Genomic DNA, 26848 nt, shown 5'->3' with positions numbered 1-26848 from the left:
CTCTCCTCAGCCTGCAAGCGTGATGTGAATGTTGTTGTAGCCGTCGATTGCAACCGCGCTGCCCGGATGGATGACCACCGTGGTGCCCGGATCCTCGATCACCGCCGGACCCTTGAACTGCATGCCGGGTTCGAGCTTCGTGCCGTCGTAGATATCGGCTGCATGGACGCCTTCGAGCGCATAGTCGACATCGCGCTTGCCCTTGATCGCCGGGCTGGCATCGTTTGAACCGAGCGGCTTTTCCTGCATGGTCAGCTTGCCGACTTCGGCCGATGCGACCAGATGCATGCCGACCATCTCGACCGGCGCATCGAGCCGGTAGGTATATTCCTTTTCGTAGGCTTCGTGGAACGCCGCCTCGATCTCGCTGAGTTTGGCATCGGTCACCGGAACGTCGGCAATCAGCACCTCGGTCGTATGTTCCTGGTTCTGGTAGCGGAACTTGCCGTAACGCAGGAACTTGACCTTGCTCGCGTCAATGCCTTCCTCGCCGAACTGCTTGAGCGCCAGCGCTTCGGTTTCGGCAAACAGGCTTTCGATCACGGCACCGGCACCGGGCTTGAGGTCGGCGAGCTTGGTGACGAAATAGTCGCGACGCAGGTCGCTCATCATCATGCCCCAGGCCGAGAAGACCGAAGCGCCAGCCGGGATCACCACCTTCTTGACGCCGAGTTCGGCCCCGAGTGCCGCAGCATGCATGGCGCCGCCGCCGCCGAAAGCGACGAGGGTGAACTCGCGCGGATCATGGCCGCGATTGAGCGAAACGAGCTTCAGCGCATTGACCATGTTGTTGTTGGCAATGCGGATGATGCCGCGCGCAGCCTCATCGGTCGACACGCCGAGCTTTGCACCGACGGCTTCAAGCGCCTTTTCGGTCGCGGCCATATCGGCCACCACATCGCCACCGCAGAAGTAATCGCGGTTGATGCGGCCAAGCCAGAGATTGGCATCGGTGGTAGTCGCATTGGTGCCGCCGCGACCATAGGCGGCCGGGCCCGGCTTGGCGCCGGCCGATTGCGGACCGACATGCAATTTGCCGAAATCATCGACCCAGGCGATCGAACCGCCACCATTGCCTATCTCGACGAGATCGACCACCGGAACCATGATCGGATAGCCGGCCGATGTGCGGTCGCGCTCGATCCAGTAATCGGTCATGATCTTGATCTGGCCATCCTCGATCAGCGAGCATTTCGCCGTGGTGCCGCCGATATCGAGCGCCAGCACATTCGGCTCGCCGATCAGCTTGCCGAGTTCGGCCGCGCCCCAGAAGCCGGAAGCCGGACCGCTTTCGACCATGGTGATCGGAATGCGCTTGACCGATTCCAGCGAATCCACGCCGCAGTTGGACTGCATGATGTAGAGGCTCTTGGAAAAGCCGCGTTCGCCGAGGCCGCCGGCAAGCCGCGAGAGATAGCGCTCGGCAGCCGGCTGCACATAGGCCGAGAGCACCGCCGTGTTGGTGCGCTCATATTCACGCCATTCGCGGGTGATCTGGTGGGAGGACACCACCGACACTTCGGGCCACAGGCGATGGACTTCAGCGAGTGCAGCCTGTTCGTGCGCCGGATTGGCATAGGAATGCAGAAACGAAATCGCGATCGCCTCAACCCCGTCCGCCTTGTAATCGGCGACGATCGCCGGCAGGCCCGAAAGGTCGAGCGGCGCCATTTCCTCGCCATGATAGTTCATGCGGCCGGGGACTTCGCGGCGCAGATAGCGCGGAACGAAGGGTTCGGGCTTGCGATAATGCAGGTTGAAGAAGTCGGGCCGGTTGCCGCGGGCGATTTCGAGCGTATCGCGGAAGCCTTCGGTGGTGATGAGACCGACCTTGACGCCCTTGCGTTCGGTCAGCGCGTTGATGACGACCGTGGTGCCATGGGCAAGGAAATCGACCGATTTGGGATCGACGCCACCCTTTTCGAGAACGTTGAGCACGCCCTGTTCGAAGTTCGGCGGCGTCGTGTCCGACTTGGCGGTGATGATCTTCGACACGCCGGTCGCCAGATCGGTTTCGAAGCAGACGAGGTCGGTGAAGGTGCCGCCGACATCGGTGGCCACGCGGATTGTCTTGGAGCTCATGCTCGGTCGTCCCCCTTGAACTTGTCGTGAAGCAGCATGCAGACGAGACCGGGCAGTTTCAGTGCCTCGGCAGCCTCGACGCGGTCGGCGGTGTAGAAATCTCTCTCATGCAGGCAGTTGAGCGTGCCGATGACACGGCCATCGGCAATGATCGGCACATTGATGACGCTTTGGCAGCCGAGCGACAGGATCAGCGGGTGATCATCGAAAACGGTCGCGATATCCTCGATCGTGTTGGCGACGAAGGTGCGCTTCTGGTTGAGCGTGATCTCCGACCAGCGCGACTCGTTATAGGGCTTGGTTCCGGAGACCGGATAGGCCTCCGGCATGTTGGAATAGATCCGCTCGGAAATACGATTGACCGTGTCGGAGGTCATGATGGTGAAGAGCTTGACGCCGACATGGTCGCGAACGAGCGCTTCCAGTGCGGCGAAGGCTTTCTGCGGCTGGCCATCCGCCTCGGCGACAGCCTCGACGAATGTCCGGAAATCAGGCATTTGCATTGCGATCCTCCATGATGCGCGCACGCAACTCCGCCTCATCCCGGCCCACGACGGGCACGGCGGCGATCAATCTGCGTGTGTATTCGTGTTGCGGCGAGGCGAAGATCGCCTCCGTCGAGCCGAGTTCGACCAGACGACCCTTTTCGAAAACGGCCACCCGGTCGGCGATGTTGCGCACGACGCTGAGATCATGCGTGATGAAGATGTAGGTGAGGCCGCGGCTGTCCTTGAGGTCCTTGAGAAGACGCAGCACCCGCGCCTGCACCAGAACATCGAGCGCCGAGGTCGGCTCGTCGAGCACCACGAGTTCGGACTGGCAGGCCAGCGCGCGGGCAATCGCCACGCGCTGGCGCTGACCACCGGACAGCGCCGAGGGATTGCGCGTCCGGAATTCCGCCGGCAGCCCGACCTCTTCGAGCAGTTCGCCCGTCCTCTTCACCCGGCCGGACGGCTCGCCGATCTTGTGGACATCGAGCGCGAGGCGAAGCGAGGCGCCGATCGAACGACGAGGATTGAGCGAGGAGAGCGGGTTCTGCTGCACGAGCTGGATCGCCTGGCGATGCTTCAGCACCCGCTTGGCCGGCAGCGGCTCATCCTTGAACCGCAATTGACCTTCGCTGGCGCCATAGATTCCGAGAATGATGTTGGCGATGGTCGATTTGCCGGAACCGCTTTCGCCAACGATCGCCAGGCACTCGCCCTTTTCGACATCGAAGGAAACGTTGTCGAGCGCCTGCACGCGGCGGCCATTGACCTCGAAACTCTTGGAAACGTTTGAGACGGAAAGAAGCGTGCTCATGCCAGAAGCTCCCGTTCGGAATAGCCGGGATGGGCGACCAGCGGCGCGCGGAAGGCAGCCATGTCCTCATCGAGATCGGGGATGCCGCCGCCGGTGATGCGCGGCACCGCCGAAAGCAGGGCCTTCGTATAGGGATGGAGCGGATTGTCGAAGAGTGCGGCCGTCGGCCCCTGCTCGACGATGTTGCCCTTGTAGATGACATAGACCCGATCGGCGAACTCGCGCACCACGCCGAGATTGTGCGAGATGAACAGAACCGAGGTCCGGTGCTTTTCAACAAGCTCGCTCATCAGTTTCAGGGTCTGCGCCTGCACGGTCACATCGAGCGCCGTGCCCGGCTCGTCGGCCAGAAGCAGGGCGGGATTGTTGGCAAGCGCCATGGCGATCATCACGCGCTGGTTCATGCCGCCTGACAGCTGGAAAGCATAGGAATCGAGCACCCGCTCGGGTTCGGAAATCGCCACATCGGCCAGCGCCACGATCGCTTTTTCGCGCGCCTGTTCGGCGGTGATTGCCGCATCGGCACGCGCCAGCACCTCGCGGAACTGGTCAAAGATCGTATAGACCGGATTGAGCGACGAGGTCGGATCCTGAAAGATCATCGACATCCGCGTTCCGCGCAGCGCATGGCGTGATTTCGGCTTCAGCGATTGCAGATTGATGCCTTCGAACTCGACGGTGCCGTCGATGCGGGCAGTGCGGATCGATTGCAAGAGCCCGAGCACGATGCGGGCAGTGACCGACTTGCCGGAACCGCTTTCGCCGACCAGCGCCACCCGTTCGCCGGGGCGGATATGGAGGGCAATGCCATGCAGTACCTCCACCATGCCTGACCAGGTCTTGAAGCCGAGCCTCAGATTATCGATGCGAAGTGTCGGTGCGCTCATTGGTCGACCCCCAGGATTTCCCGCAGCGCATCGCCGATCAGGTTGAAGCCGAAGACGGCAATCAGAATGGCGAGGCCCGGAAACACGGTCAGCCACCAGCTGTCGGGCAGATATTTGGCGCCTTCGGCGACCATCGAACCGAGATCGGGCGTCGGCGGCTGTACACCAAGGCCGAGGAAGGAAAGCGAAGAGGCAATGAGGATGACGAAGCCGAAATCGAGCGTCATCTTGGTGATGATCGAGGGCACGCAGTTGGGCAGGATCTCACGGAACATGATGTGCAGGCGCGAGGCACCGATCACTTCGGCGGCCAGCACATAGCCCTCTTCCTTCTCGGAGCGGGCGATGTTGTAGACGAGACGCGTGTACCAGGGCCACCACATGGCGGTGACCGCGATCATGCCGTTGGTCAGCGTCGGTTCGAGCAGGCCCATCATCGACATCGCGAGCACGAGCGGCGGGATCGACAGGAACACATCGGTGATCCGCATCAGCACGAATTCGGTCCAGCCGCCGAGATAGCCGGCGGCCAGCCCGATCGCCACGCCGATCGGAACCGCAATCACCAAGACGACGATGCCAAGGATCAGCGAGATCCGGTAGGCATAGATGACGCGCGTGAAGAGATCGCGGCCGACAAGATCGGTGCCGAACAGATAGGGCCATTCCGGCGCCTTGTTGAAATTGGCGAAATCGACCACGGCGCCGGCATGTTCGGGGAAGGGCGTGATCAGGTCGGCGAAGATGGCCGACAGGACCACGATCGCCACGAGGATGAGGCCGATCAGCGACAGCGGATTGCGGGTCAGGATGAGAAGCGTTTTCTTCATGACGCCCTCTGCGACAGGCGGATGCGCGGGTTGATGACCGAGACGAGCAGATCGACGATCAGGTTGACCAGCAGGAACATGGCGGAAATGATCAGCACCGTGCCGACGATGGCGTTGAGATCCTTGCGCAGGATCACCGCAACGCCGTAGCGCGACAGGCCCGGCCAGGCATAGACGGCTTCCACCAGGAAGGCATTGCCGAGCATGGCGGCGAAATCGAGCCCGATGATGGTGAGCGATGGAATGAGCGACGGCCGGAAGGCATAGCGCCAGGCGATACGGCGCGCCGGATAGCCATAGGCTTCCGCCATCTCGATATAGGGCTTGTCGTAGGTCTCGACCATGTTGGAGCGCACGAGCCGCGCCGCCTGGCCGATGCCCGAAAGCGCGAGCGCAAAGGCCGGCAGGATGAGATGGCGCAGCGCATCGACAAAGGCGGCCATGTTACCGGCCAGAAGCGTATCGATGAGCAGGAAACCGCTGACGGAAGGGATGGAATAGCTGTCGGCAATGCGGCCGGCGATCGGGAAGATCGGCAGGAAGAAGGCAAAGACGAGCATCAGGATGACCGCCCAGACAAAGCCGGGAGCCGAAACGCCGAGAAGGGTGATGAGGCGGACGCCATGATCGATCCAGGTGCCGCGATAGCGGGCCGAAAGCACGCCGAGCGGCAGGCCGAACAGAACCATCATGATGCCGGACACGATCACCAGCTCCAGCGTTGCCGGCAGGAACTGGGCGATATCGTCCATCACCGGACGATTGGTATAGAGCGAGATACCAAGATCGCCGCCGAAGAGATCGGCGATGAAATAGCCATACTGGGCGAAGAAGGAATCGTTGAGATGCAGACGCTCCCTGAGGGCCGCGACAGCCTCCGCCGTGGCGTTCGGTCCGAGCGCGATGCGGGCCGGATCGCCGGGAATGACCCGGGCAATGGCGAATATCAGCAGGGATACCCCGATCAGAACGATCAGAGAGGTCCCAAGCCGCTTCGCAAGGAGGCGGACGACAGGGGGCATTTCAAGGTCTTTCTCTCGGTTGCGGGGGGCAAGCCCCGTCCCACCCCCGACAAGGGGCAGGCATAACTTGCTGCAATCGCCGTTGCAGAAATCTGCGCCGGGGCGCCTTGGGCTAGCCCCTCCCCCTCGTGGGGGAGGGGCCTGCGAAACCCGTAACTATTCGTTCATTTCCATCAGGCGGAAGCTGAAGCCGAAGCCGGCGAGCGCGTAAGCCTTGGACGGATCGGCAAAGGCCGGCACCGAGACCCGCTTGGAGGCGGCGAACACAGCCGTCTGGTCCTGGGCATAGATCGATGGCGCCAGGTCCTTGAGCTTCTTGTTCAGTTCCTCGTAGATGGCGGCGCGTTCTGCCTCCGGAGCCACGCGACCCTTTTCGAGCAGCGCATCGACATCCTTGTCCTTGAGATATTCAGGCGACATCCAGGTGCCGGCGGCCGAGGAATGATACATGCCATAGAGCAGCGTATCGGGATCGCCCGTCATGGTGTTGACGAAGACCTGGCTGACGGAGGGTGTGTTTTCCGGCTTGGTGACCATTTCGGTGAACAGCGCCCACGGAACCTTCTTCACTTCCGCCTTGATGCCGATCTCGGCGAAGTTGGCCTGCATCAGGAGTGCGAAACGCTCTTCGAGCGGTACTTCGCCGATCCAGGACAGATCCACCTTCATCTCTTCCGGCTTGTACTTGCACTTGGAGAGATAGTCCTTGGCCTTGTCGATATCCTTCTTGACCGCCTGATCCGCCGGCAGCGAACCGAGCATGCCGACCGGCAGCGCACCGGTGGCCATGCTGCCCTGCGAGACGGTATCGGTGACGGCAACCATCTTGATGCCGGCGTCATAATCGAAGGCATAGGTGACGGCGAGACGGCAATTGACGTCATCGAACGGCGCCTTGGCGGTGTTGAGCTTGATGTAGAATTCGGTCGAGCCCTTTTCGGTCAGAAGCTGGGCGCCATCGCCAGCCAGCGACTTCAAGACTTCCGGCGGCAGCCACTGCGAGGAAATGTCATGCTCGCCCTGCGCGATTAGCGTGCGAACGGTCGCGGCTTCAAGCCCGTAGCGATAACGCACCGTATCGGGCGCCTTGGCCGGCACGCCGAGGAAATAGTCGCCATTCTTGGCCATGACCGTTTCTTCCTGCGGATTGTGCGAGACGAGCTTGTAGGCACCGGTGCCGGCCGAATGGGTCGAAAGCCAGGCCTGGCCCCAATCCTTCATGTCGCCATCGCCTGCACCGAGGTTCGCCATCACGGTCTTCTTGTCGAGGATCGGCAGGCGGGTCAGCGCCGAGATGAAGGGCGCATAGGCTTCCTTGAGGGTGAATTTTACCGTAGCGGCATCGACCGCTTCGGCCTTTTCGACATTGGTGAAGAGATAGGACAGGCCCTGTCCGAGCGCCTTCATGCGATCATAGGAGAAGACGACATCTTCGGCGGTCAGCGCATTGCCGCTCTGGAACTTCACGCCGTCGCGGAGCTTGAACGTGTAGGTCTTGCCATCGCTTTCCCAACCGGACGCGAGCAGCGGTTCGAAACCCGGCTTGCCGGCGGTCGGCGCGACCAGCGCATCGTAAAGGTTGAACATCAGCACCGAGTCCGCATAGTCGGACGCTTTCGCCGGATCGATTTCGCCAACCGGCGATTCATCGAGGCGCAGCACGGTTTCGGCAGCAGCATAGGAATGGATGGAGGCTGCCGCGAGAAGGGCGGCCGCAATCGTCTTGAGAAGCGGTTTCATGTCGAATTCCCCTTGGTTACTTTGGGCTTCTTCGGCGCATTGCGCCTGTTCACAGCCCTGGTCACGACCAGGCTGGTATTGGGATCGCCTTTCGGCTCGCCTTCGCCGAACACATCCATCGTGCAGGTATGGAAGATCGTGGCCGGTTCGGTCGTATGGTTCCAGGTGACATGCACCCGGGTGGATGGAAAATGGGCCGCATCACCGGCTTCAAGAATGGTGCGTTGTCCGTCGAGTTCCAGGGTCAGGGCGCCGGAGACGATGTAGAAAATCTCCTCGCCCTCGTGCGACATCGGCTCGGACCGATAGCCCGGCGGCTCGTGGATCAGCGTCGACCGCAGCACATTGCCGGGGAAGGAAGCCGAAAGCCGCTCGTAGGTTACGCCATGGCCAGGAATGCCGAGCCCGTAGACGGGACGCGTTTCGCGGCGCGTCACCGGATCATCGACCCGCGGCTGCTGGAAGAAGGTGCCGACATCTTCCTTGAGAACCCTGCAGACCGCCACCAGCGAGGTGAGCGAGGGAACCGTGATGCCGCGCTCGATCTGGGAAATGAAGCCGACCGAGAAGCCGGCGCCATCCGCCACGTCCTGCAGCGTCAGCTTCAATGCCTTGCGACGCTGCCGCAACCGTTCGCCGAGCGGCGCGATGGCCGGCGTCACATCATCCTCGTTTTCTGTGATTTGGCTCTTGCTCAAGCCCGGCCCTCTTTTTAGTATTACTTCAATAGAAGCGAGAGGCCTGACAAGAGTCAAGAAAGATTTTTTAGCTATGCTAAAATTTTTTCGCCCGGAAGGGTGACGCCGCAATATCGCAATTCTCAGATGCCGAATGGAGACGTCGGACTTTCCTGCGGTTGCGTGAAAAATACCGGACCATCTTCGCTCATGTAGATATGGTCTTCGAGGCGAATGCCGAATCGACCGGGATAGACCAGCATCGGCTCGTTGGAGAAGCACATGCCGACGGCCAGCGGCTGCCGGTTGCCGCGGACAATATAGGGCTCCTCGTGAATTTGCAGCCCGAGCCCGTGGCCTGCACGGTGTGGCAGGCCGGGCAGAATGTAATCGGGCCCCAGCCCATGCTTCGCCAACAGTGCTCTGGCGGCGTCATCAAGGCTTGAACAAGGGGCGCCGAGCTTGGCTGCATCAAAGACGGCCTGCTGCGCCGCCCGCTCGATCGCCCAGGCATTTTCAAAATCGCGATCGCCCGCCTTGAGCTTGTAGGTCCGCGTCAGGTCGGAATGATAGCCATCGAGCCGGCAACCGGTATCGACGAGAATAACATCGTCCTCTGCGAGAATCTGATCGCCATCCGCACCATGGGGTAGCGATGTGGCGACACCAAAGGAAACAATACAGAAAGTCGAGCCACCATCGGCACCCATGGCGCGATGTTGCTCATCAATGAAGCGCGCCACTTCGGAGGCTCGGATGCCCGGCTTCAGCATCGCATGCGCCCGTTTATGGACCTCGAGCGTCATGCCCATGGCATGTCGGATGAGGGCGATTTCGGCATCGGACTTGCGTGCGCGAAGATCGCGGATCAGGCGCCCGCCATCTTCGAGCCGATCGACTCCCAGCGCACCGGCGAGCTGCGAATGGACGAACAGCGGTAGCTCATCATCGAGTGCCAGGATGCCATTGGGGCCAAGAAGACGAGAGACGAGCGCCGCACTGCTTTCCTCCTCTTCCCAGATGGCGATTTCGGCTGGAAGGCAGGGAAGCGTCTCGAGCCGGCTGCGCTCGAAACCGGGGCAGATATAGACGAGCCTGTCACGCGTCACGAGCGCGCCCACCAGCCGCTCGCTCGGATGCCAGACGAGACCGGTGAAGTAGTTCAGGCTCTCCGTCGAACCGAGCAGCAACCCTTCCACACCGGTTGCCTCCATCGACTGGCGCAGGCGATCGAGCCGTTCCAGCCGTTCGGCATTGGTGATGCGGGGGACGGGATGGTTCCAGGACATGGCGTTTCCTCTCGATACCTTAGCGGCGGTTGCCCATCGCGCTGATGGCGACGGCGGCCACGATGATGAGTCCGGTAGTGAAATCCTTGAAGAAGGGATCGGCGTTCAGGATGTTGAAGCCATTGTTGATCAGCGCCAGCATGATGACGCCGGCGAGCGACCGCCAGATGGCGCCCTTGCCGCCATAGATCGAGGTGCCGCCGATGATGACGGCGGCGATCGCTTCCAGTTCGATGCCGGTGCCGGCGGTTGCCTGACCCATCGAGATCCGCGACACCGCAATTGCCGAGGCGAGGCCGGCCGAAAAACCGGCGATCGCGAAGGTCAGCACCTTGATGCGGTTGGTGCGGATGCCCGAGAGAATGGCGGCTTCCTCGTTGCCGCCGACAGCAAGGATCTTGCGGCCGATGGTGGTGCGGTTGAGCAGCACCATGATGGCGACGGCGAAAATCAGCATGACGATGATCGCGATATAGACCGGGCCGATCCGTTCGCGCCCGAGCCAGGTGAATTCGGGAATGCGGACGGGAATGAGCTTGCCGCCGGTGATCAGGATCGCGATGCCGCGAAACATCAGACCCGTGGCGAGCGTTGCCAGAAAGGAATGGATGCGCAGGCCGGTGATCACCGCGCCATTGACGGTGCCGAGCAGGAGACCGACGAAGGGTGCTGCGATCAGCCCGAGATAGGGATCGACATTGAGCGCCAGCCAGGCCGCCGAAACGCCTGCAACCGCAAAGATCGCGCCGACCGAGAGATCGAAACTGCCGCAGATGATCACCAGCGTCATCGCCGAGGCAACGATCGCCAGCGGCGCGTTCTGGTTGAGGATGTTGATGAGGTTCTGCACCGTCAGGAAGGAGTCGCTCAGGATCGTCAGCGCCACCATCAGGATCAGCACCATCACGGCGATCGCATAGCGCTGCAGGAAGCGCATCGCCGACGCCCAGTTGAAGGGTGCCGTGGCTGAAGTCGTCGTTGGGCCGCTCATGAATGGCTCCTTGCAGTTTTACTCTGTTCGTCGTGGAAGAGGGCCCAGAGGATCTGGTCCATGCCCTGTTCCTCCGGCACGATTTCGCGGAAGGTCCGGCCCTCGCGGACCAGGTAGGCGCGATGGGCCAGCCCCAGAACCTCCTCGATTTCCGATGAGATCAAGAGCACGCCCGCGCCCTTGCGCGCCAGTTCGACGATGAATTCATGGATGCGTCGGCGCGCGCCAAGATCGACGCCGCGGCTCGGCTCATCGAGGATCACCAGCTTCGGTTCCTCCATGATCCATTTGGCGAGCAGCACCTTCTGCTGGTTGCCGCCCGAATAGTGGACCACATCGCCATCGACATGGCGCGGGCTGACACCGAAATAATCGATCAGCGACCGCACCGCATTGCGTTCGGCACCCGTTTTCATGAAGCCACCGGCCGAAAAGATGCCGAGATGCGGCAGCGTCATGTTGGGTCGTACAGTCTGGCTGAGCACGAGCCCCTGCTTGCGCCGATCTTCCGGCACCATGGCAAGACCGCGCGCCACCGATTCCCTTGGAGACCGGTCGTCATAGTCCTTGCCATCAAACATCACCGCGCCTGCGGTCGTCTTGTCGGCGCCGAAGATGGCGCGCGCGATCTCGGTCCGACCGGAGCCGACCAGACCGATAAGGCCGACGATTTCGCCGGGATGGATTTCAAGATCCGCACCCTTGACCCCATTGTCGGACACAAGGCCACGAACGCTCAGAAGCGGGGGCGCACCACGCACCGGCGGCGTCTTGTCGAGATAGGAGACATCGGCGCCCGCATCGCCCAGCATGCCGGCAACGAGGCTTGCCTTGGTTTCTTCGGCAATCGATCCGGTGCGGACCACTGCTCCCTCGCGCATGATCGTCACACGGTCGGCGATCGACAGGACATGATCGAGGAAATGCGAGACATAGATGATCGTGCGGCCCATGGCACGCAGGCGCCGCATCGTCGCATGCAGCCGGTCGGCCTCGTCGGCGGTCAGCGACGAGGTCGGCTCGTCCATGACGATGACCTTGGCATCGCGGGCGATTGCCCGCATGATCTCGATCTTCTGCTGGTCGGCAAGCGACAGCGAACCGGCGCGCGCATTCGGATCGAGCTGGAAGCCACAAACCTCGATGACGGCAGCAAGCCGGGCCGGTTCGTCATTGGTGAGAAAGGAGCCGCGATTGTTCTCGATGCCGAGAAACACATTCTGCGCTACCGTCAGTTCCGGCACCAGTTGCAGTTCCTGATGCATCATGGCGATGCCGCTTTTGAGCGCTGCGGCGGGGTCCCAATGGCTGACCGCCTCGCCGAAAATCTCGAGATCGCCCGACGACCGCGAATAGTAGCCGCCGGCAATCTTGCCGACGGTCGATTTGCCTGCGCCATTCTCGCCGACAAGGGCGTGGATCTCGCCCTTGCGGAAATCGAGGTTGATGTTGCGCAGCACCCGGACGCCGGAGAATTCCTTGCCGACATCGATCAGCCGTACATAGATCTCTTCGTCATTCATCCGGGCAACTTCCTCATCGGGGACGGGCGAGGGTATCAGGCAGCCGTTCGCGGCTTGCTGGCGGCCATATCGACATCCAGCGCATCGGTGAAGGCCACGCCATACTGTGCCAGAGCCTGCTCGCGGGAAACAAGGCCACGGATCACATCGTCGCGAACTTCATCGAAGGGACGTGCGAGCGGATCGCCATAGCCACCGCCGCCACCGGTGCGGGTGATGAAGAGCGTTCCCTTCGGGAAGGGCTTGGCCCGCATCTTGAGCGGCGTTTCCACGGTTCCGTCCGGCAGCACGACCTCGTTGAACGGCCCCTGGCCGGACTGGCCACCGGAAATGCCCCAACCGGGCGTGCGCGACCGTTCGAACCAGAGCGCGCCGAAAGCTTCATCCAGCAAGCGATAGGAACGGACGACGCCGAGGCCGCCGCGCCAGCGGCCGGGACCGCCGGAATCCTTCCGAAGCGAGAATTCCTCGACGCGGACCGGGAATTTGGTCTCGTAAACTTCGGCCGGAATGTTGCGGAAACCGCCATTGACGAGGTTGATGAGCGCGCTTTCGCCATCCGCTCCAACGGTACCGCCCCAGCCGCCGGCAGTCGGTTCCACGGCAATCCACTGGCCCTTTTCCGGGTCCATGTTGAAGAAGGCCGCCACCATGGAATCGCCGTAATGGGCAGCGGTTGCCTTTTCCGGCATCGCTTCGCCGAGGCAGGAAATCATCAGGTCGGCGAGAAGGCCGAGACCGGTGAAATACCATTCGCAGGCATAGGGTTCGCGAGCGTTGAACATGCAATCGTCCGGGATCACCACCTCCATGGTGGAGAAGGAGCCGCCGGTGATGGCGCGTTCCGGGCTGATCATGGTCTTGTAGGCGAGACGCAGCAGCGATTCCGTCTGCACCGCACCGCAATTGATCGAGCCCTGGACCGGCCTGGACGAGCCGGTGAGATCGATGATCATGCGCTCGCCATCGATGGTGATGCGGCAGGCGACCTTGACCGGATCGCTGGTGACACCGTCATTGTCGAGATAGCCTTCGCGATAGTAGCTGCCATCCTTGAGCGCGCCGATCGCGGCCCGGTCGAGCAGGCGCGCCTGTTCGAAGATGTTGGCGCAGGCGGCGCGATAGGTCGCGGGGCCGATGCGGTCGAGCACCTGGCTCAGACGGCGCTCGCCGGTGCGGATCGAGGTGATCTGGGCATTGAGATCGCCAATCGTCATTTCCTTGAGGCGCGTGTTGCGGGTCAGGAGGTCGTACCATTCCGGGATCGGCTTGCCCCTGGTCACGATGCGGGTCGGACCGAGGCGGATGCCTTCGTGATAGATCGAGGTCGAGCCCATGGTCGAGCCGGGATCGATGGCGCCGATATCCTGCCAATGCGCACGGGCGGCGCCGAAACCGACGAGTTCGCCCTTGTAGAACATCGGGCCGACGGCGGTCACGTCGTGCAGATGGGTGCCCTGCAGGTAGCTGTCGTTGAGGATGAAGATATCGCCGGGATGGATATCCTCGCCATAGCGCTCGAGCACCAGCCGGACGCAGGCATCGATGGCGCCGACGAACAAGGGCACGCCGGTGGACTGGCCCAGCATATTGCCCTTTTCATCAAGCAGGGCGACGGCACTGTCGCGACCTTCATAGATGATCGAGGAGAAGGCCGAGCGCCAGAGAGCCGCATTCATGTCCTGGGCGCAGGAGATCACGAAATTGCGGATCACTTCGGTTGTAATCGGATCGGCAGTGGCGACCGTCATGGCTCAGGCCTCCTTCTTCTTGCGGTTCAGGGTCATATGGCCGCCGGTGATGATCTCGGCCTGCCAGTCGTCTGGAACGAGCGTGGTCGCGGTGGCTTCCTCGATGATGGCCGGACCGGAGATGATCGTGCCGATGGCGAGCGTGTCGCGGTCGATGATCGCGGTGTCGAACTCCTTGCCGCCGAAATAGACCTTGCGGCTGCGCGCGGCCGATGCCGGACTGACGGACGGATCGGCAAGACCCGGACGCACAAGGCGACCGACAGCCGCGACCCGGAGATTGGCCACTTCCATCCGCGATTCCGGAGCCGAATGGCCGTACTGGCGATCATAGGCTTCATCGAAAGCCTTGCGCACGCCGAGCATGTCAACCGGATCATTCGTGACCGGAATGGTCAGCACATATTCCTGGCCATGGTAGCGGAAATCCGCATAGCGCTGGAAGCTGATCTCCTTCTCGTCCAGCCCTTCCTTGAGCAGGAAGTCGCGGCCCTTCTGCTCGAGGTCGCCGAAGGCTGCGGCCAGCGCATCCGGCGCGACCTCGTCCCAGTAGCCATAGAAGGTCATCTTGAAATCGTGCCGCACATCGGTCTGCAGCATGCCCCAGGCCGAAAAGGCACCCGGAAGCACCGGAATGATGACTTCGCCGATATCGAGTTGTTCGGCGAGTGCCGCTGCCTGCGCAGGGCCCGCACCGCCATAGGCAACCAGCGCAAAATCGCGCGGATCGATGCCACGGCGGATCGTGATCGTGCGGATGGCATCGGCCATCTTGGCGTTGATGATATCGATGATGCCTTGCGCCATGGCTTCGGTGGAAAGGCCGAAACGGTCGCCGAGCGACTTGACCGCCGTCCGCGCCTTTTCGACATCGAGTGTCATGGTACCGCCGGCGAAATTGGCGGAATCGAGCCGCCCGAGCACCAGATTGGCATCGGAGACCGTCGGCTGCACGCCGCCGCGACCGTAGCAGGCCGGGCCCGGAACCGAACCGGCCGATTGTGGGCCGACGCGCACGGCCCCGGCTTCTTCCCAGGCGATCGAGCCGCCACCGGCGCCGATGACATGGATATCGACCACCGACATCTGGATCGGCAGGCCTTCAAGCTCGGCTTCGTTGGAAAATGAGGGCTGGCCGTCGATGATCAGAGAGGCATCGAAGGAGGTGCCGCCCATATCGACGCAGATGAGGTTTGGGCGGCCCGTGACTTCCGAGAGCGTACGGCCGCCGATCGTGCCGCCGACCGGGCCGGACAAGAGCGTCTGCAGCGGGATTTCCGAAGCAGCAGCGGCTGTCATCGCCCCGCCGTTGGATTTCATCACATGGATCTGGCTGTCGCCGGCCAACCGGCCACTCAGTTCGCCGACCAGCGTATCGAGATAGCGGCGTACGACGGGGGCGGCATAGGCATCCATCACCGTCGTCGAGGTGCGGGCATATTCGCGCCATTCCGGCGAAACGCGGTGGGACAGGGTGATCGAGACACCCGGAAGACGATCGCGCAGATAGGCTTCGGCTGCGAGCTCATGGGCGGGGTTCTTGAAGGAGAACAGGAAGCAGATGGCGATCGCCTCATAGGCGCGCGCCTTGACAGTTTCGATGAAACCATCGAGCTCGGCCGTATCGAGCGCGGTTTCGATCTCGCCCTTGGCGCTGATCCGCTCATCGACGACGAAAGTGTCCGGGATTTCGGCCAGCGGCTTCGGCTTGCGCCAATGGATCGAGAAGATCTCACCGCGGTCATTGCCCTGGATCGTATAGACGTCGCGATAATTCTTGGTGGTCAGGAGCGCGACCTTGGCACCGCGGCGCGTCAGCACCGCGTTGAGACCGACCGTGGTGCCATGAATGAAGAAGGCAGCCTCGGAACCATCGGGAAGCGCCTTGTCGAGCCCTTCGATGACTGCGAGAGCCGGGTTCTTCGGCGTTGAAAGCACCTTGTAGGCAAAGCAGCGGCCGCTTTCGGCCTCCTGGAAAACAAGGTCGGTGAACGTTCCGCCAATATCCGCGGAAACGCGATAGGACGTGCCTGCCACGGGCATACCTCCAGCATCAGATCATGAAAATGTCGGGAAGGGATGGCCGCCGATGGCGGCCATCGGAGCGGGGCTGCTTACTGCGCCCATTCGCCCTTGAAATCGGGGTTCTTGTCGAGAACCGCCTTGTCGATGATTGCCGGCAGCGGGCCGACTTCATCCATGTTCACGAAGCTCGGGCCGGCTTCCTTCTTGAGCGCCTTGACGACAGCTTCAAGCGAGAGGCTGCCCATGGTCACGGGATAGGATGCGAGCGTGTTGTCCCAGCGGCCTTCGCGGATCGCCTCGATCGCGATCGAGGCAGCGCCGCCGCCCGAGAGGAAAAGATCGGGCACATTGATGCCGGCATTGTTGAGCGCGATTTCGGCGCCAACGAGATGCTGGTCGGCATTGGAGAGCACGACATGGATATCCTTGTTGGCCTGCAGGATATCCTGCATCACCGTCAGCGACTTGTCCGGATCGTAATTGCCTTCGCCGGTTGCCACGACCTTGATGTTCTTCTGTGCATTGAGCACTTCGAGATAGGATTCGTAACGCAGATTGTCGAACGGATAGATCTTCTGGCCGATCAGGATGACGACATTGCAGGGATCCTTGTCCTTGCAGAATTCGACGACCTTTTCAGCCTGCGCCTTGGCGCCAACGGCCGGCGGGCTTGCGACCGTCACAGTGACGCCCGGTACCTGCGGCTCGAGCTTGGCAAGATCGGGACCGATCGGGAATAGGGCGGTTGCGAGCGGCTTGCCGGCCTTGCCGACTTCCTCGACCGCTCCGGCGATACCGACGGTGTCGTTCGGCACCACGATAAAGGCGTCGAACTTGTTGCCGGCCAGCACATCCTCGATCTGGCTGTACTGCAGGGCGGCATCGAACTGACCGTCATAGATGGAGACTTCGACGCCGAGTTCCTTGGCCTTCTTCTCGATGCCTTCATAGATAGCCTGGTTGAAGCCGTTCTGCGCCGACGATGCGAAGAAAGCGACTTTGTAATCAGCGGCATAGGCAGCGCTCGCTGCGGAAATTCCGGCCACCGCGACAGCTGCGGACGCCAAGAAATGACTAACCTTCCTGTTCATTGAACTGCTCCTTAATTCCGCGCCGATTTTTTTCGGCTTCCCTCTGGACGATTGATCCTAGGCATAATACAAACTTTATGCAACATGTATTTTTGTGTTGGAAATGAGCGTTGAAATACGCATTCGCGACACTTAAAAGCATGCGTCCGGAACAGGGGCCGGACGGATTTCGGAGAGCCATAATGGTCAAGGCAGGCAAGCGCAGTCGTGTTGGCAAAACACCGGTCGACGACACCGAGGATGCAGGTGCGGGAAAGCGCCGCGGCCGCGGCTCAACCGCTGTCTATGAGGATCTCCGCGAGGATATTCTGTCGCTGCGGATCGAACAGGGTTCGGCGCTGGACGAGGTGGCACTTGCCGAACGGTTCGGACTGTCGCGCACACCGGTGCGTGAAGCGCTGTTGATGCTGGCCGGCGAGGATCTCGTGACCTTCCTGCCGGGCCGCAGCGCCATTGTGACCCCGCATACGATGAGCAATTCGCACGAATATATGGACACGCTGATGCTGCTGTCGCGCGCGATCGCCCGGCTCGCCGCCGAGACGCGCAACACGGAATCGCTCGCTGAAATCGAGCGCCAGCGGCTGGCTTACGAAACGGCAGCGGCAACCGGCGATATCACCGCCATCAATGTCGCCGATCTTGCCTTCCACAGGGCCGTATCGTTCGCCTCGGGCAATGCCTTCCTTGGCAAATTCTACCGCCTGTCGCTCGATTACGGCCGGCGCATGCACCTCCTTCATTACTACCCGATCTTCGGCGAGGCCGAGAAACAGGATTGCATCCGCCAGCATGCAGCGCTGACCGCAGCCATTGCCGCCGGAGACGGCGACCGCGCAGAAGAACTCGCCGGCGAACATGTGATGGCGGAACTTCGGGTGGTGCAGCGCTCTCTCGAACCGAAGGTCGGAACCCGTTTTGCGCTCGCGCCTTCGGCGCGGGTCTGATTGGCATGAAAAAGGACGACGCATCATGAGCGTACAGGACAGGACCGGCGTCATTGCCGAAGGCACCCAGGCTATTCTGGAACAGATCGCCGAACGCCTGAAACAATCGCCGGGCTATGATCTCTTTACGGTACTTGCGCCGCATGAGAGCGGCAACCGTCTGGAACGGCTCTATTCCACCAATCAGGAACAGTATCCGCTCGGCCCCGCCGACGAGGTGAAGGACGATGTCTGGTTCCGCCAACTGTTCCGGAACCAGGAGCCGATCGTTGCCAACACGATGGAAGAGATCAGCGTCTGGCTTCCGGTCGACTACCAGATCTTCATCGAACAGAACTATTATTCGCTCCTGAACCTGCCGGTGGTGTTTGCGGGCCAGACGATCGGGCTCATCAACATGATGGGGGCTGCACACCATTTCGATCCGGAAAGCCTGCGTCAGATCCGTGAGGAAGTGCCTCTGGCCGCACTCGCCATTCTCGGTTCGATCAGCTCACCGCCGCCGAACATTCGGCTGTCCTGACTCTTCTTTCAAACCAGCTGTTTGACCGATTTTCGCTCGATCAACTCGACCGGAAGCAGAATGACCGGATTATCGGTCATTCCATTCAGCCGGTCACGCAATACCTCGAACGCCTTGCGCCCCATCTCTTCGATCGGCTGGCGAACAGCCGTGATCGGCGGATCGAGGAAGGCCAGCGGTCCGGCATCGTCATAGGTGATGATCGAGAGGTCATCGCCGACCGACAGGCCGCTTTCGCGCATCACATCCAGCACGCCGTAAAGAATCTCGTCGCTGGCTACGAAAAGTGCGGTAATGCCTTCCTGCTCGGCAAGGAAGCGGCGTGCCGCCTCGCGGCCGAAGGCGATCGAATAGGAGCCGAAATACTCTGCCGCAACCGTGGCACCGCCGGCAATCGCAGTCTCGCGGAAGCCGGCCGATCGCTCGCGCGTGCTCATGATCGTCTGCGGCCCGCCGATGAAAGCCATCCTCCTGTGGCCATGAGCAAGAAGATGCTCCGCCGCCAGTCGCCCGCCTTCGCGATTGTCCGAAAACACTTTCGGCGCAACGAGCCCGTCGACATCCTCATCGACGATCACCACGTTGGAATTGGCGCCGATGGCGCGAACCAGCTCACCCGTATCGACATGGTTGGTGGCAAACAGGAGCCCATCGACGAAATTGCGACGCAACCGTTCGATGTAATGCAGTTCGCGTTCCTTGCGGTTGAGACTGGAACAGAGCATCAGCGCCAGCCCCGTGGCATCGGCCTGGCGCTCGATGGCGGCGGCCAGCTTGGCGAAAAACGGATTGTCGATCTCGGGAATCACCAGCCCGATCGTATCCGACCGGCCCCGACTGAGGCTGCGCGCATGCGGATTGGGCTGATACCGGAGCTCGGCAATCGCCCGATCGATGCGCGCCGACGTATCGGCCGGCAGGGCCAGAGACCCGTTCAGATAGCGCGATACGGTTGCCGGCGACAGGTTGGCGGCTCGCGCAACATCCTGCAATGATGGTGGTTTGCTCATGCCCCCTCCGAAGTCCGATCGCGCTCACCAGACGATCGGATGCACCTGTCCGTTCTGGACATTGACGAAACCTTCCGGCGCCCGCGGCCCCGGTGCGACGAGCACCCAGCGCCAGGGTGCGCAGGTCAAGGTTGCAAAGGCAAGCCTTTCGGGGAATCCCGGCCACCATCGCGGCGAAAAGGTCGGCTCATACATCCATTCGATCTTTTCGCCCGCTTTGTAGAGGTTCAGCATCTCGGCGTGAAGGGCCTCGGCCGGGCGGCAGGTCATCAGGCCACCAACCTCGTAGCGAACGGTCGCGGTCACCACCCCGCGATCGACCAGCGCCCAGCCACCCTGATTGTCGATCAGCGCATTGACGGCCATGGCCATTGCGGAATCCGAGGAGCCGACGACCCAGATATTGTGCTTGTCATGCCCCATCGAGCAGGCAAGCGCGCAATCCTCGGTCGCGGGTCCCGTGCCGAGCCAGAACATTTTTGCCGTCCGCCCCTCGCCGGAGAACCGGTCGACGATGGCGAATTTCGTGATGTTGCGGCTGCTGTCGCGCTGGACGCAGCCGTTTTCGACAGGCAGCTCCGCGGTGATGAATTCGTCCGACCAGTGGAAGGGCCGCAAAAGGGCTGCCTGCATCGTCTTGCGGCCGGGTGCGGCGGCAATCGCAAAATCCTCGGCCACCATGCGGCGCTGGATATTGACCGTTTTCGTCGCCCAGTCCGGCCAGTCGATCGTCGGCACCGGCGGCAGATAGGTCTTGCCCTCCGAGACCGGCTTGCCATCGGCCCAGACCGACGCGATCGAGAGCGTGGCGATATCATCGAGCAGCACGAAGTCGGCAAACCGTCCCGGTGCGATCGAACCGACCCAGGGCGTGAGCCGCATATGACGGGCCGGGTTGATCGTGACGCACTGGATGGCGATTTCCTGCGCCAGCCCGTTTTCGATCGCCAGACGCGCATTATAGTCGGTGGCGCCAAGCTTCAGCGTATCCGAGCAGGAACGGTCATCGGTGGTGAAGGCGATCTGAGACCAGTCCTGCAGACCGGACGCCAGCAGCGCCTTGATGATATCGGGCAGCGAATGCGGGCGGATTTCGATGAAGATACCGCGCCGCAGCTTGTCGAACACTTCTTCCGGCGTCCAGGCTTCGTGATCGGACGCGAGCCCGGCAGCGGCAAAGGCATTGATCTCGTGGGCTTCGCGCAGGCCGGCGCCATGCCCCTCCACCACACCCCGTTGCGCGAAGGTGGCGCCGATCATGCCCCAGAGCCGGTCATGCGAGGGATTGTCGGGATTCCAGACCGACGGCCAGTCCATCACCTCGTCAAGGCCCGCCACCATCAGCGAGGATTTGAGGAAGGAGGCCTGCTCGTCATGGCCGAAATAGCCGCCGCCCCATTCATAGGCGGTCGGGGGCACCGCCGAGCCGGGCAGCGGGAAGATCTTGAGCGGCGAGCCATGTTTGCGGGCCGTCAGCCAGAATTCGAGATTGTTCGGTCCATCGACATTGGAAAATTCGTGGCTCGCCTCGCAGGTCCAGGTATTGCCGCGCGGCAGCACCAGCGAGGCTTCCCATTCGGGCGTCAGATGCGAGCTCTCGATATGCTTGTGCACCTCGCCGAAACCGGGAACGGCGGCCAGATGCGGCAGATGCACCCGTTCTTCGACCGCGCCCGTGTAGCTGCCTGCCGGTCCCGTATAGGCAATGCGGCGGCCACGGATGACGATCTCCTGATCCTCGAGCCAGGTGCGCGTATGGACATCGAGAAGGCGTCCGACGCGGACCAGCCGGTCGGCCGGACGTTTGCCGAGTGCGACGAGGACGAGATCCTGGCGGATTGCCACCTCATCGGCGCCATTGATGAACAGATCCTCGGGCAGCGGCTTGGTTTCGGGCAGGGTCAAACGGTCATCTCCCTCTCTGCGATGCCATGGTTCTTGCGGAAGGCAGCGATGGCCCGACGGCTCTGTTCGGTGATCCGGGCGAGGAAGATCTCGCCTTTTTCAGCGGTCGCCGGACGTGGATCGCCGAACACCCCGCTTTCGTTGAAGCTTGAAAGCTCGATCGGCTCCTGGCCGAAGGTGGCTGGAAAGACCGGATATTCCGGCGCAGCGAGTTCCATCCGCACTGTCTCGGGGGCCAGCGCAAGCATGAAGGCGGTCTCCACCTCGTCAGCATGGTAGAAATGCGGGGCGGCCGGCTTGCTGTCACAGATCTCTTCTGCCGTTTCCACAAGCCCCGGATAGTCGAGGCAGAGAACCGGCAAGCCGTGTTCCGAGAAAAGCGCGCGCGCCGCAAGCCCGATCGGTTCGCGATTGCCGAAATGGCCGTTGACCAGCACAAGCCCGGCGACGCCCGTCCGCTTCAGACTGCGGCCGATATCGAGCACCAGCGCTTTCAGGGTCTGGGGCGAAATCGAAATCGTTCCCGGGAAACTCTCGGTCGTCCAGCATTCGCCAAACGCGAGCGGTGGCAGCAGGAAACCAGCTTCCGCTTCGGCAAGACGGCGGGCGACGCCATTTGCCATCACCGTGTCGGTCAGAAGCGGGAGATGGGCGCCATGCTGTTCGACCGCGCCGACCGCGAGAAAGGCAAGCACCGGCCGGGAGGCGACAGCATCCCGGATATCGAGCCAGCTGCATTTGGCGGCGTCGAGCATGATCAATCCTTCCAGAAATGGCTTGCGAACCGTGCTTGCGGCGCAAAGGCTTCCGCCAGAAGCACAGCACGCCGCGCATGGCTTACAGGCCGATCGCGCCGCTCGGCAAGATGGATCTCGACAACATCGTCACCCTTGCCCCCGAGAGCGACGAGATTGATGATCGCGACCTCGAGCGGGTCCATCGACGGATTATAGGCAACGCTTTCGATCGCCGCTCCGCTGATGATCCGCCCATCGGCCAGCCGGAGTGCGGCTGCAGCCGGGTTTTTCGTATAGGGCGCATGGGCGAGCCGGCCGGCTGCAAGAAGTTCCGCCCGGCAGGCGATTCCATCCGCCAGAACGAGGTCTGGCCAGCAGATGCGCCCGGCCACAGCCCCTTCGTCGCCGAGATAGGCAGGATCGAATGGCCAGGGCAGCAAATCGGCGAGGGCAAGGTCATGGCCAAGGGGATCGATGAGCCGCAAGGAAGGTGCGCCGGCAAATTCCGACAGGAACTGCCGGCAATGGCCGCAGGGATGCGCCTCGCCCAGCGCGATTGCTACAAGCGTCGTGCCCCGGCTGAAGGCGCGCGCTGCAAGACAGGTCTCGCCATGGATCGTCAGCCTGAGATGGGTGCCGGAAAATTCCATGTTGCCGCCAAGAAGCAGGCTGCCCGTTTCGCGTTCGAGACCTACGGCACCAACCTCGAAACCCGAGATGACAGGACGCGCATAGCGGCGTGCGAGTTGCGGCAAAAGTCGCATCAGCTCGATCTTGTCTTCAAGGCCGAATTCATCGATGAGGTGGGTGCAATCCGCCGCCGAAATCACGCCATCGGCGAAGGCCATCGCACCGGCTCTTTCGAACAGGGCGGGCGAAGATTGGGACAGGATTTCCTCGCATCTACGCGCGATCCTTTTATCGGCGGCAAAGGGATTGGCACTCATGGCAAAGCTCTCACGTTACCTCCTGCCCAGTTTTTCACCGACCATGAGAGGCGCAATATTTTTGTGCAGATTACAGCCTGAAGCCAGTTGACAGCTGTCATCCTGCTATAGTCTAGTACGAGCGCAACGGATTTGTAAATCGCTTTACTTGGCTATTTGAATGGCTTCCACGCTGATTTATGGCGCAACGATCATGACGGTCGACAGCAGGGATCGCATCCTTGACGGCGGCTGGTTGTCCTTTGAAGACGGGCGGATCACCGGCCTCGGGGAGGCAGTCGACTGCCCGCCGCGCGGCGATTTCGACGCTGCGCTGGACATGGCCGGCAAGCTTCTGATGCCGGGTCTCGTCAATGCCCATACCCATTCGGCGATGATCCTGTTTCGCGGCCATGCGGAAGGCCAGAGCCTGCTGACGATGGATGGCTGGTACAATGCCATCCGGGAACCGGAACTGGCCATGGTTGCCGACGACATGGCGCCCGCCGTGGCCCTATCCTGCGCCGAGATGGCGCTTTCGGGCACCACGACCTTCTGCGACCAGTATTTCTTTGCCGAGGAGATTGCCGAAGCCGCCGCGCAATCCGGCCTTCGCGCCGTCATCGCCTATGGCATCGTGCAGTTGGGCGACGAGGAAAAGGGAGTCGAGGAACTCGCAAAGGCGACCGCCTTTCTTGAGCGCCAGCGCTCGGCGGATGGCCGCATCATTCCCTGGTTCGGACCGCATGCGCCCTATGTCGACAATAGCGAGGCTTTGCTGAAGGCCGAGACGGAAATTGCACTCGCCTATGGTTCGGGCCTGCACCTGCATATGGCGGCCGGGCCCGAGGACAATGAAGAAACCATGGCCCGTTACGGGTTGACCGCGACCGAAGCGCTGGAGCGCGACGGTTTCTTCAAGGCGAGGGTTCATGCCGCCCATTGTCTTGATCTCTCCGACAATGACATCGCCATTTTCGCCCGCTCGCCCGCGGCCTCCGTCGCCCATTGCGCCAGTGCGTCGCTGCGGTCGGGCAAACCGGGCATCTGCCCGGTTCACGATCTGCGCAAGGCGGGCGTGACGGTTTCGCTCGGCACTGACAATGTCGCCGCCAACAATTCCTATGACATGATCGCCGAAATGCGCATCGCGGGCCTGCTTGCCACGCACCGCGAAGGCGTGGCACAGGTCATTTCGAGCCGTGAACTGGTGCGGATGGCAACCATCGACGGCGCCCGCGCGCTTGGGCTCGACCATGACATCGGTTCGCTCGAGATCGGCAAGGCGGCCGACCTGATTACACTGGATCTCTCCGGTCCCGGCTATTCGGATTGTCCGGATCTCGCAGCATTGCTGGTCTATTCCGGCAGCGGACGCGATGTGCGCGACGTCTGGGTCGCCGGCGAACGGCTGGTCATCAATCGCCAACTGGTCCGCCAGCCCTATCATGAAATCCGTAACCGCTATTCGGAAGCCTATCGCAGCTTCTGGTCGCGCGTTAAAGCCAGGAAGGCCGCAGCATGAGCATGAACCGCAACCGATTGATCGTCGATACGGATGGCGGCGTCGATGATGCGCAGGCGCTCGTGATGCTGATCGGCAATGGCTGGGTTCCGGCGGCGATCACCACCGTGTTCGGAAATGTCTCGCTTCAGAGCGCAACCGACAACATCCTTGCCATTCTCGCCACGCTCAAGGCATCGGTTCCCGTCTATCGCGGCGCTGACCGGCCCCTGATCGGCGATGCGATCGACGCAAAATATGTCCATGGCGACGATGGGCTTGGTGGCGCACCGCGACCCGAGAGGCAGGATGAACCGCAAGCGATGCATGCGGTTGATTTCCTGCGCACTGAACTCGCGCAAGCCACCCGGACTGAACCGGTCGATCTCCTGATGATCGGGCCGCTCACCAATCTGGCGCTGGCTCTCAGGCTCGATCCCGATTGCGCCAAAGGTATCGGCACGCTCTACATCATGGGCGGCACCGTCAAGGGTCGCGGCAATGTGACACCGGCGGCGGAATTCAACTTCTATGCCGATCCGGAAAGCGCCAGCATTGTGCTCTCGGCGGGCATTGCCACCGTTCTGGTGCCCTGGGAAAGCTGCACCGAGCATATGATGACGGGCACTGAGCTCGATGATGCCTTTGCGGGCCTTCCGACCATCGGCGCACCGGGCTTTTCGCTGGCGCTGTCGCAGCATCTGCGCCGCAACGCGCAGTCGCGGGGCAGGGGTGACGTGATGCTGTTCGTCGACCCGCTTGCCTCTGCCGTGATGCTCGATCCGTCCATGATCGAGACCGCAACCGATGCCGCAATCGAGATCGAGCTCTCGGCCGGTCCGGCGCGCGGCATGTCGATCATCGATCCGGCGGGCCGCATCCGGGCCTCGAACGTCCGAATCGTCGAATCGGTGGATAACCGAAAACTGGCGGAGCTTTTCCGGCGTTCGATCGCCTATGCTCCCTGAAAACCAGATAAATTAGCATGAAAAACAACCCCCACAGGAGAACCACAATGTCCCGCATCAGCCTTCTGAAATCCGCCACGGCAGCCGTGGCCTTCGTGGCCTTTACCGGTGCTGCGACCCTTCCGGGCTTCGCTGCCGACTATTCCAAGGACAATCCGTTGAAGGTCGCGCTGGTGCTGCACGGCACGCTCGGCGACAAGAGCTTTTTCGATTCGGCTGCCGCCGGCATGAAGCTCGCCGAAGTGAAGCTGCCGGTGACCGTCAAGATCATCGAGGCAGGCTACCAGAAGGACCGCTGGCAGCCAGCACTCGCCGATGCCGCCGACAGCGACTACGACGTGATCATCGCCGGCACCTTCGAAATGACCGGCTTCGTTTCCGAAATGGCGAAGGACTATTCCGACAAGAAGTTCATCGTGTTCGATGACGCTCCGGATTACTCGACCGGCTGCTGCGCCAACGTTCTCGGCATCCAGTATCTGACCTCGACCGCCGGCTACCTCGCCGGCTACGCATCTGCCAAGCTTTCGACCACCGGAACGCTTGGCGAAATCCTCGGCATGGAATTCAAGACCGTGACCGATTTCGCTGTCGGCTTCGACCAGGGTGCGAAGGCCGCCAAGCCGGATATCAAGATCCTGAAGGCCGTGGCCAACACCTTCTCCGACCCGGCCAAGGGCAAGGAACTCGCACTCGCCCAGATGGGCCAGGGCGCTGACGTGATTTTCCCGATCGCCGGCGGCACCGGCATCGGTGCGCTCCAGGCCGTCCGCGATGCCAAGAAGCTCGCCGTCGGCGTCGATTCCGACCAGGCAACCATCTTCGCGCCGACCGATGCCGCCCAGGCCGATGTGATCTTCACCTCGGTGGAAAAGAAGGTCGGCCAGTCGCTCTATACCGCGCTCGAACAGACGATCGACGGCAAGGCTCCCTATGGCACGGCCCTTCTGCTCGGCCTCAAGGATGGCGCCGTCGGCATCTCCAAGAATGCCTACTACGAAAAGCTGGTCCCGGCTGATGTGCGCGCCGAAGTCGATGCGATCGAAAAGAAGATCGTGGATGGCGAAATCGCCGTCGATACGTCGATGAAGTAAGCATCCGGGCCGCCGGGCGTGTGC

General features: G+C 61.9%; 23 protein-coding genes. 5 read left to right on the top strand and 18 right to left on the bottom strand.

Annotation, left to right across the window (positions count from 1 at the left end; translation table 11 throughout):
• Positions 1-6: 6 nt before the first annotated feature.
• The 14 genes from Q4481_RS20905 to Q4481_RS20840 all read right to left on the bottom strand — a co-directional run bounded on the left by Q4481_RS20905 (position 7) and on the right by Q4481_RS20840 (position 17210).
• A complete protein-coding gene (locus tag Q4481_RS20905; protein ID WP_304378341.1) occupies positions 7-2082 on the bottom strand; it encodes a hydantoinase/oxoprolinase family protein in 2076 nt (691 codons plus the stop codon).
• A complete protein-coding gene (locus tag Q4481_RS20900) occupies positions 2079-2585 on the bottom strand; it encodes a GAF domain-containing protein (RefSeq protein ID WP_304378340.1) in 507 nt (168 codons plus the stop codon). Before Q4481_RS20900 ends, Q4481_RS20905 begins: the two co-directional genes overlap by 4 nt.
• Positions 2572-3384 carry an ABC transporter ATP-binding protein gene (locus Q4481_RS20895; protein WP_304378339.1) on the bottom strand — a complete coding sequence of 271 codons (813 nt, stop codon included), beginning with the start codon at positions 3382-3384 and terminating at the stop codon, positions 2572-2574. The genes Q4481_RS20900 and Q4481_RS20895 overlap by 14 nt, the downstream gene beginning before the upstream one ends.
• Positions 3381-4271, bottom strand: a complete 891-nt coding sequence (locus Q4481_RS20890; RefSeq protein WP_304378338.1) for an ABC transporter ATP-binding protein — start codon at positions 4269-4271, stop codon at positions 3381-3383. The genes Q4481_RS20895 and Q4481_RS20890 overlap by 4 nt, the downstream gene beginning before the upstream one ends.
• On the bottom strand, positions 4268-5101 hold the full coding sequence (locus Q4481_RS20885; RefSeq protein WP_304378337.1) for an ABC transporter permease: 834 nt from the start codon (positions 5099-5101) through the stop codon (positions 4268-4270). Before Q4481_RS20885 ends, Q4481_RS20890 begins: the two co-directional genes overlap by 4 nt.
• Positions 5098-6123 (bottom strand): ABC transporter permease, encoded by a 1026-nt coding sequence (locus tag Q4481_RS20880; protein WP_304378336.1) that lies wholly within the window; start codon positions 6121-6123, stop codon positions 5098-5100. The genes Q4481_RS20885 and Q4481_RS20880 overlap by 4 nt, the downstream gene beginning before the upstream one ends.
• A 156-nt stretch (positions 6124-6279) precedes the next feature.
• Positions 6280-7863 carry an ABC transporter substrate-binding protein gene (locus Q4481_RS20875; protein WP_304378335.1) on the bottom strand — a complete coding sequence of 528 codons (1584 nt, stop codon included), beginning with the start codon at positions 7861-7863 and terminating at the stop codon, positions 6280-6282.
• Positions 7860-8561 carry a helix-turn-helix domain-containing protein gene (locus Q4481_RS20870; RefSeq protein ID WP_304378334.1) on the bottom strand — a complete coding sequence of 234 codons (702 nt, stop codon included), beginning with the start codon at positions 8559-8561 and terminating at the stop codon, positions 7860-7862. Before Q4481_RS20870 ends, Q4481_RS20875 begins: the two co-directional genes overlap by 4 nt.
• Before the next feature lie 122 nt (positions 8562-8683).
• Positions 8684-9829: a M24 family metallopeptidase gene (locus Q4481_RS20865; RefSeq protein WP_304378333.1), complete on the bottom strand. Its 1146-nt coding sequence runs from the start codon at positions 9827-9829 to the stop codon at positions 8684-8686.
• Between the two features lie 19 nt (positions 9830-9848).
• Positions 9849-10820, bottom strand: coding sequence for an ABC transporter permease (locus Q4481_RS20860; RefSeq protein WP_304378332.1), 972 nt, complete (start codon positions 10818-10820; stop codon positions 9849-9851).
• Entirely contained in the window at positions 10817-12343 is a 1527-nt protein-coding gene (locus tag Q4481_RS20855) for a sugar ABC transporter ATP-binding protein (protein ID WP_304378331.1), read from the bottom strand. The genes Q4481_RS20860 and Q4481_RS20855 overlap by 4 nt, the downstream gene beginning before the upstream one ends.
• Before the next feature lie 35 nt (positions 12344-12378).
• Complete coding sequence (locus Q4481_RS20850; protein ID WP_304378330.1) at positions 12379-14094, bottom strand: hydantoinase B/oxoprolinase family protein; 1716 nt, start codon at positions 14092-14094, stop codon at positions 12379-12381.
• Between the two features lie 3 nt (positions 14095-14097).
• Complete coding sequence (locus tag Q4481_RS20845; protein ID WP_304378329.1) at positions 14098-16131, bottom strand: hydantoinase/oxoprolinase family protein; 2034 nt, start codon at positions 16129-16131, stop codon at positions 14098-14100.
• Between the two features lie 77 nt (positions 16132-16208).
• Complete coding sequence (locus Q4481_RS20840; protein ID WP_304378328.1) at positions 16209-17210, bottom strand: sugar ABC transporter substrate-binding protein; 1002 nt, start codon at positions 17208-17210, stop codon at positions 16209-16211.
• A 182-nt stretch (positions 17211-17392) separates the two neighbouring features.
• Between Q4481_RS20840 and Q4481_RS20835 the strand changes: the two genes are divergently transcribed.
• Together Q4481_RS20835 and Q4481_RS20830 are read left to right on the top strand one after the other, a co-directional pair.
• Complete coding sequence (locus Q4481_RS20835; protein ID WP_304378327.1) at positions 17393-18157, top strand: GntR family transcriptional regulator; 765 nt, start codon at positions 17393-17395, stop codon at positions 18155-18157.
• A 25-nt stretch (positions 18158-18182) separates the two neighbouring features.
• Positions 18183-18680, top strand: a complete 498-nt coding sequence (locus Q4481_RS20830; RefSeq protein WP_304378326.1) for a GAF domain-containing protein — start codon at positions 18183-18185, stop codon at positions 18678-18680.
• Positions 18681-18688: 8 nt separating this feature from the next.
• On the opposite strand, the gene Q4481_RS20825 is transcribed toward Q4481_RS20830, so the two are convergent.
• From Q4481_RS20825 to cdd, 4 genes are read right to left on the bottom strand one after another with little or no spacing between them, the layout of a single operon-like run.
• Positions 18689-19690 carry a LacI family DNA-binding transcriptional regulator gene (locus tag Q4481_RS20825; RefSeq protein WP_304378325.1) on the bottom strand — a complete coding sequence of 334 codons (1002 nt, stop codon included), beginning with the start codon at positions 19688-19690 and terminating at the stop codon, positions 18689-18691.
• Positions 19691-19714: 24 nt separating this feature from the next.
• Positions 19715-21595, bottom strand: a complete 1881-nt coding sequence (locus Q4481_RS20820) for an adenine deaminase (protein ID WP_377354115.1) — start codon at positions 21593-21595, stop codon at positions 19715-19717.
• Entirely contained in the window at positions 21592-22350 is a 759-nt protein-coding gene (locus Q4481_RS20815; RefSeq protein WP_304378324.1) for a creatininase family protein, read from the bottom strand. The genes Q4481_RS20820 and Q4481_RS20815 overlap by 4 nt, the downstream gene beginning before the upstream one ends.
• 2 nt (positions 22351-22352) lie before the next feature.
• Positions 22353-23279, bottom strand: a complete 927-nt coding sequence (cdd, locus tag Q4481_RS20810) for a cytidine deaminase (protein ID WP_304378323.1) — start codon at positions 23277-23279, stop codon at positions 22353-22355.
• Positions 23280-23439: 160 nt separating this feature from the next.
• Between cdd and Q4481_RS20805 the strand changes: the two genes are divergently transcribed.
• Genes Q4481_RS20805 through Q4481_RS20795 form a run of 3 tightly spaced genes read left to right on the top strand, consistent with a single transcriptional unit; the run spans position 23440 to position 26824 of the window.
• Entirely contained in the window at positions 23440-24783 is a 1344-nt protein-coding gene (locus Q4481_RS20805; protein ID WP_304378322.1) for an amidohydrolase family protein, read from the top strand.
• Complete coding sequence (locus Q4481_RS20800) at positions 24780-25730, top strand: nucleoside hydrolase (RefSeq protein WP_304378321.1); 951 nt, start codon at positions 24780-24782, stop codon at positions 25728-25730. The genes Q4481_RS20805 and Q4481_RS20800 overlap by 4 nt, the downstream gene beginning before the upstream one ends.
• 47 nt (positions 25731-25777) lie before the next feature.
• Positions 25778-26824 carry a BMP family lipoprotein gene (locus Q4481_RS20795; RefSeq protein WP_304378320.1) on the top strand — a complete coding sequence of 349 codons (1047 nt, stop codon included), beginning with the start codon at positions 25778-25780 and terminating at the stop codon, positions 26822-26824.
• The last annotated feature ends 24 nt before the right edge of the window (positions 26825-26848 follow it).

The organism is Fluviirhizobium alvei, assembly GCF_030551875.1.
GTDB lineage: Bacteria > Pseudomonadota > Alphaproteobacteria > Rhizobiales > Rhizobiaceae > Rhizobium_E > Rhizobium_E alvei.
The sequence above is the reverse complement of the archived record's forward strand: the minus strand, read 5'-3'. Positions and strand labels throughout refer to the sequence as shown.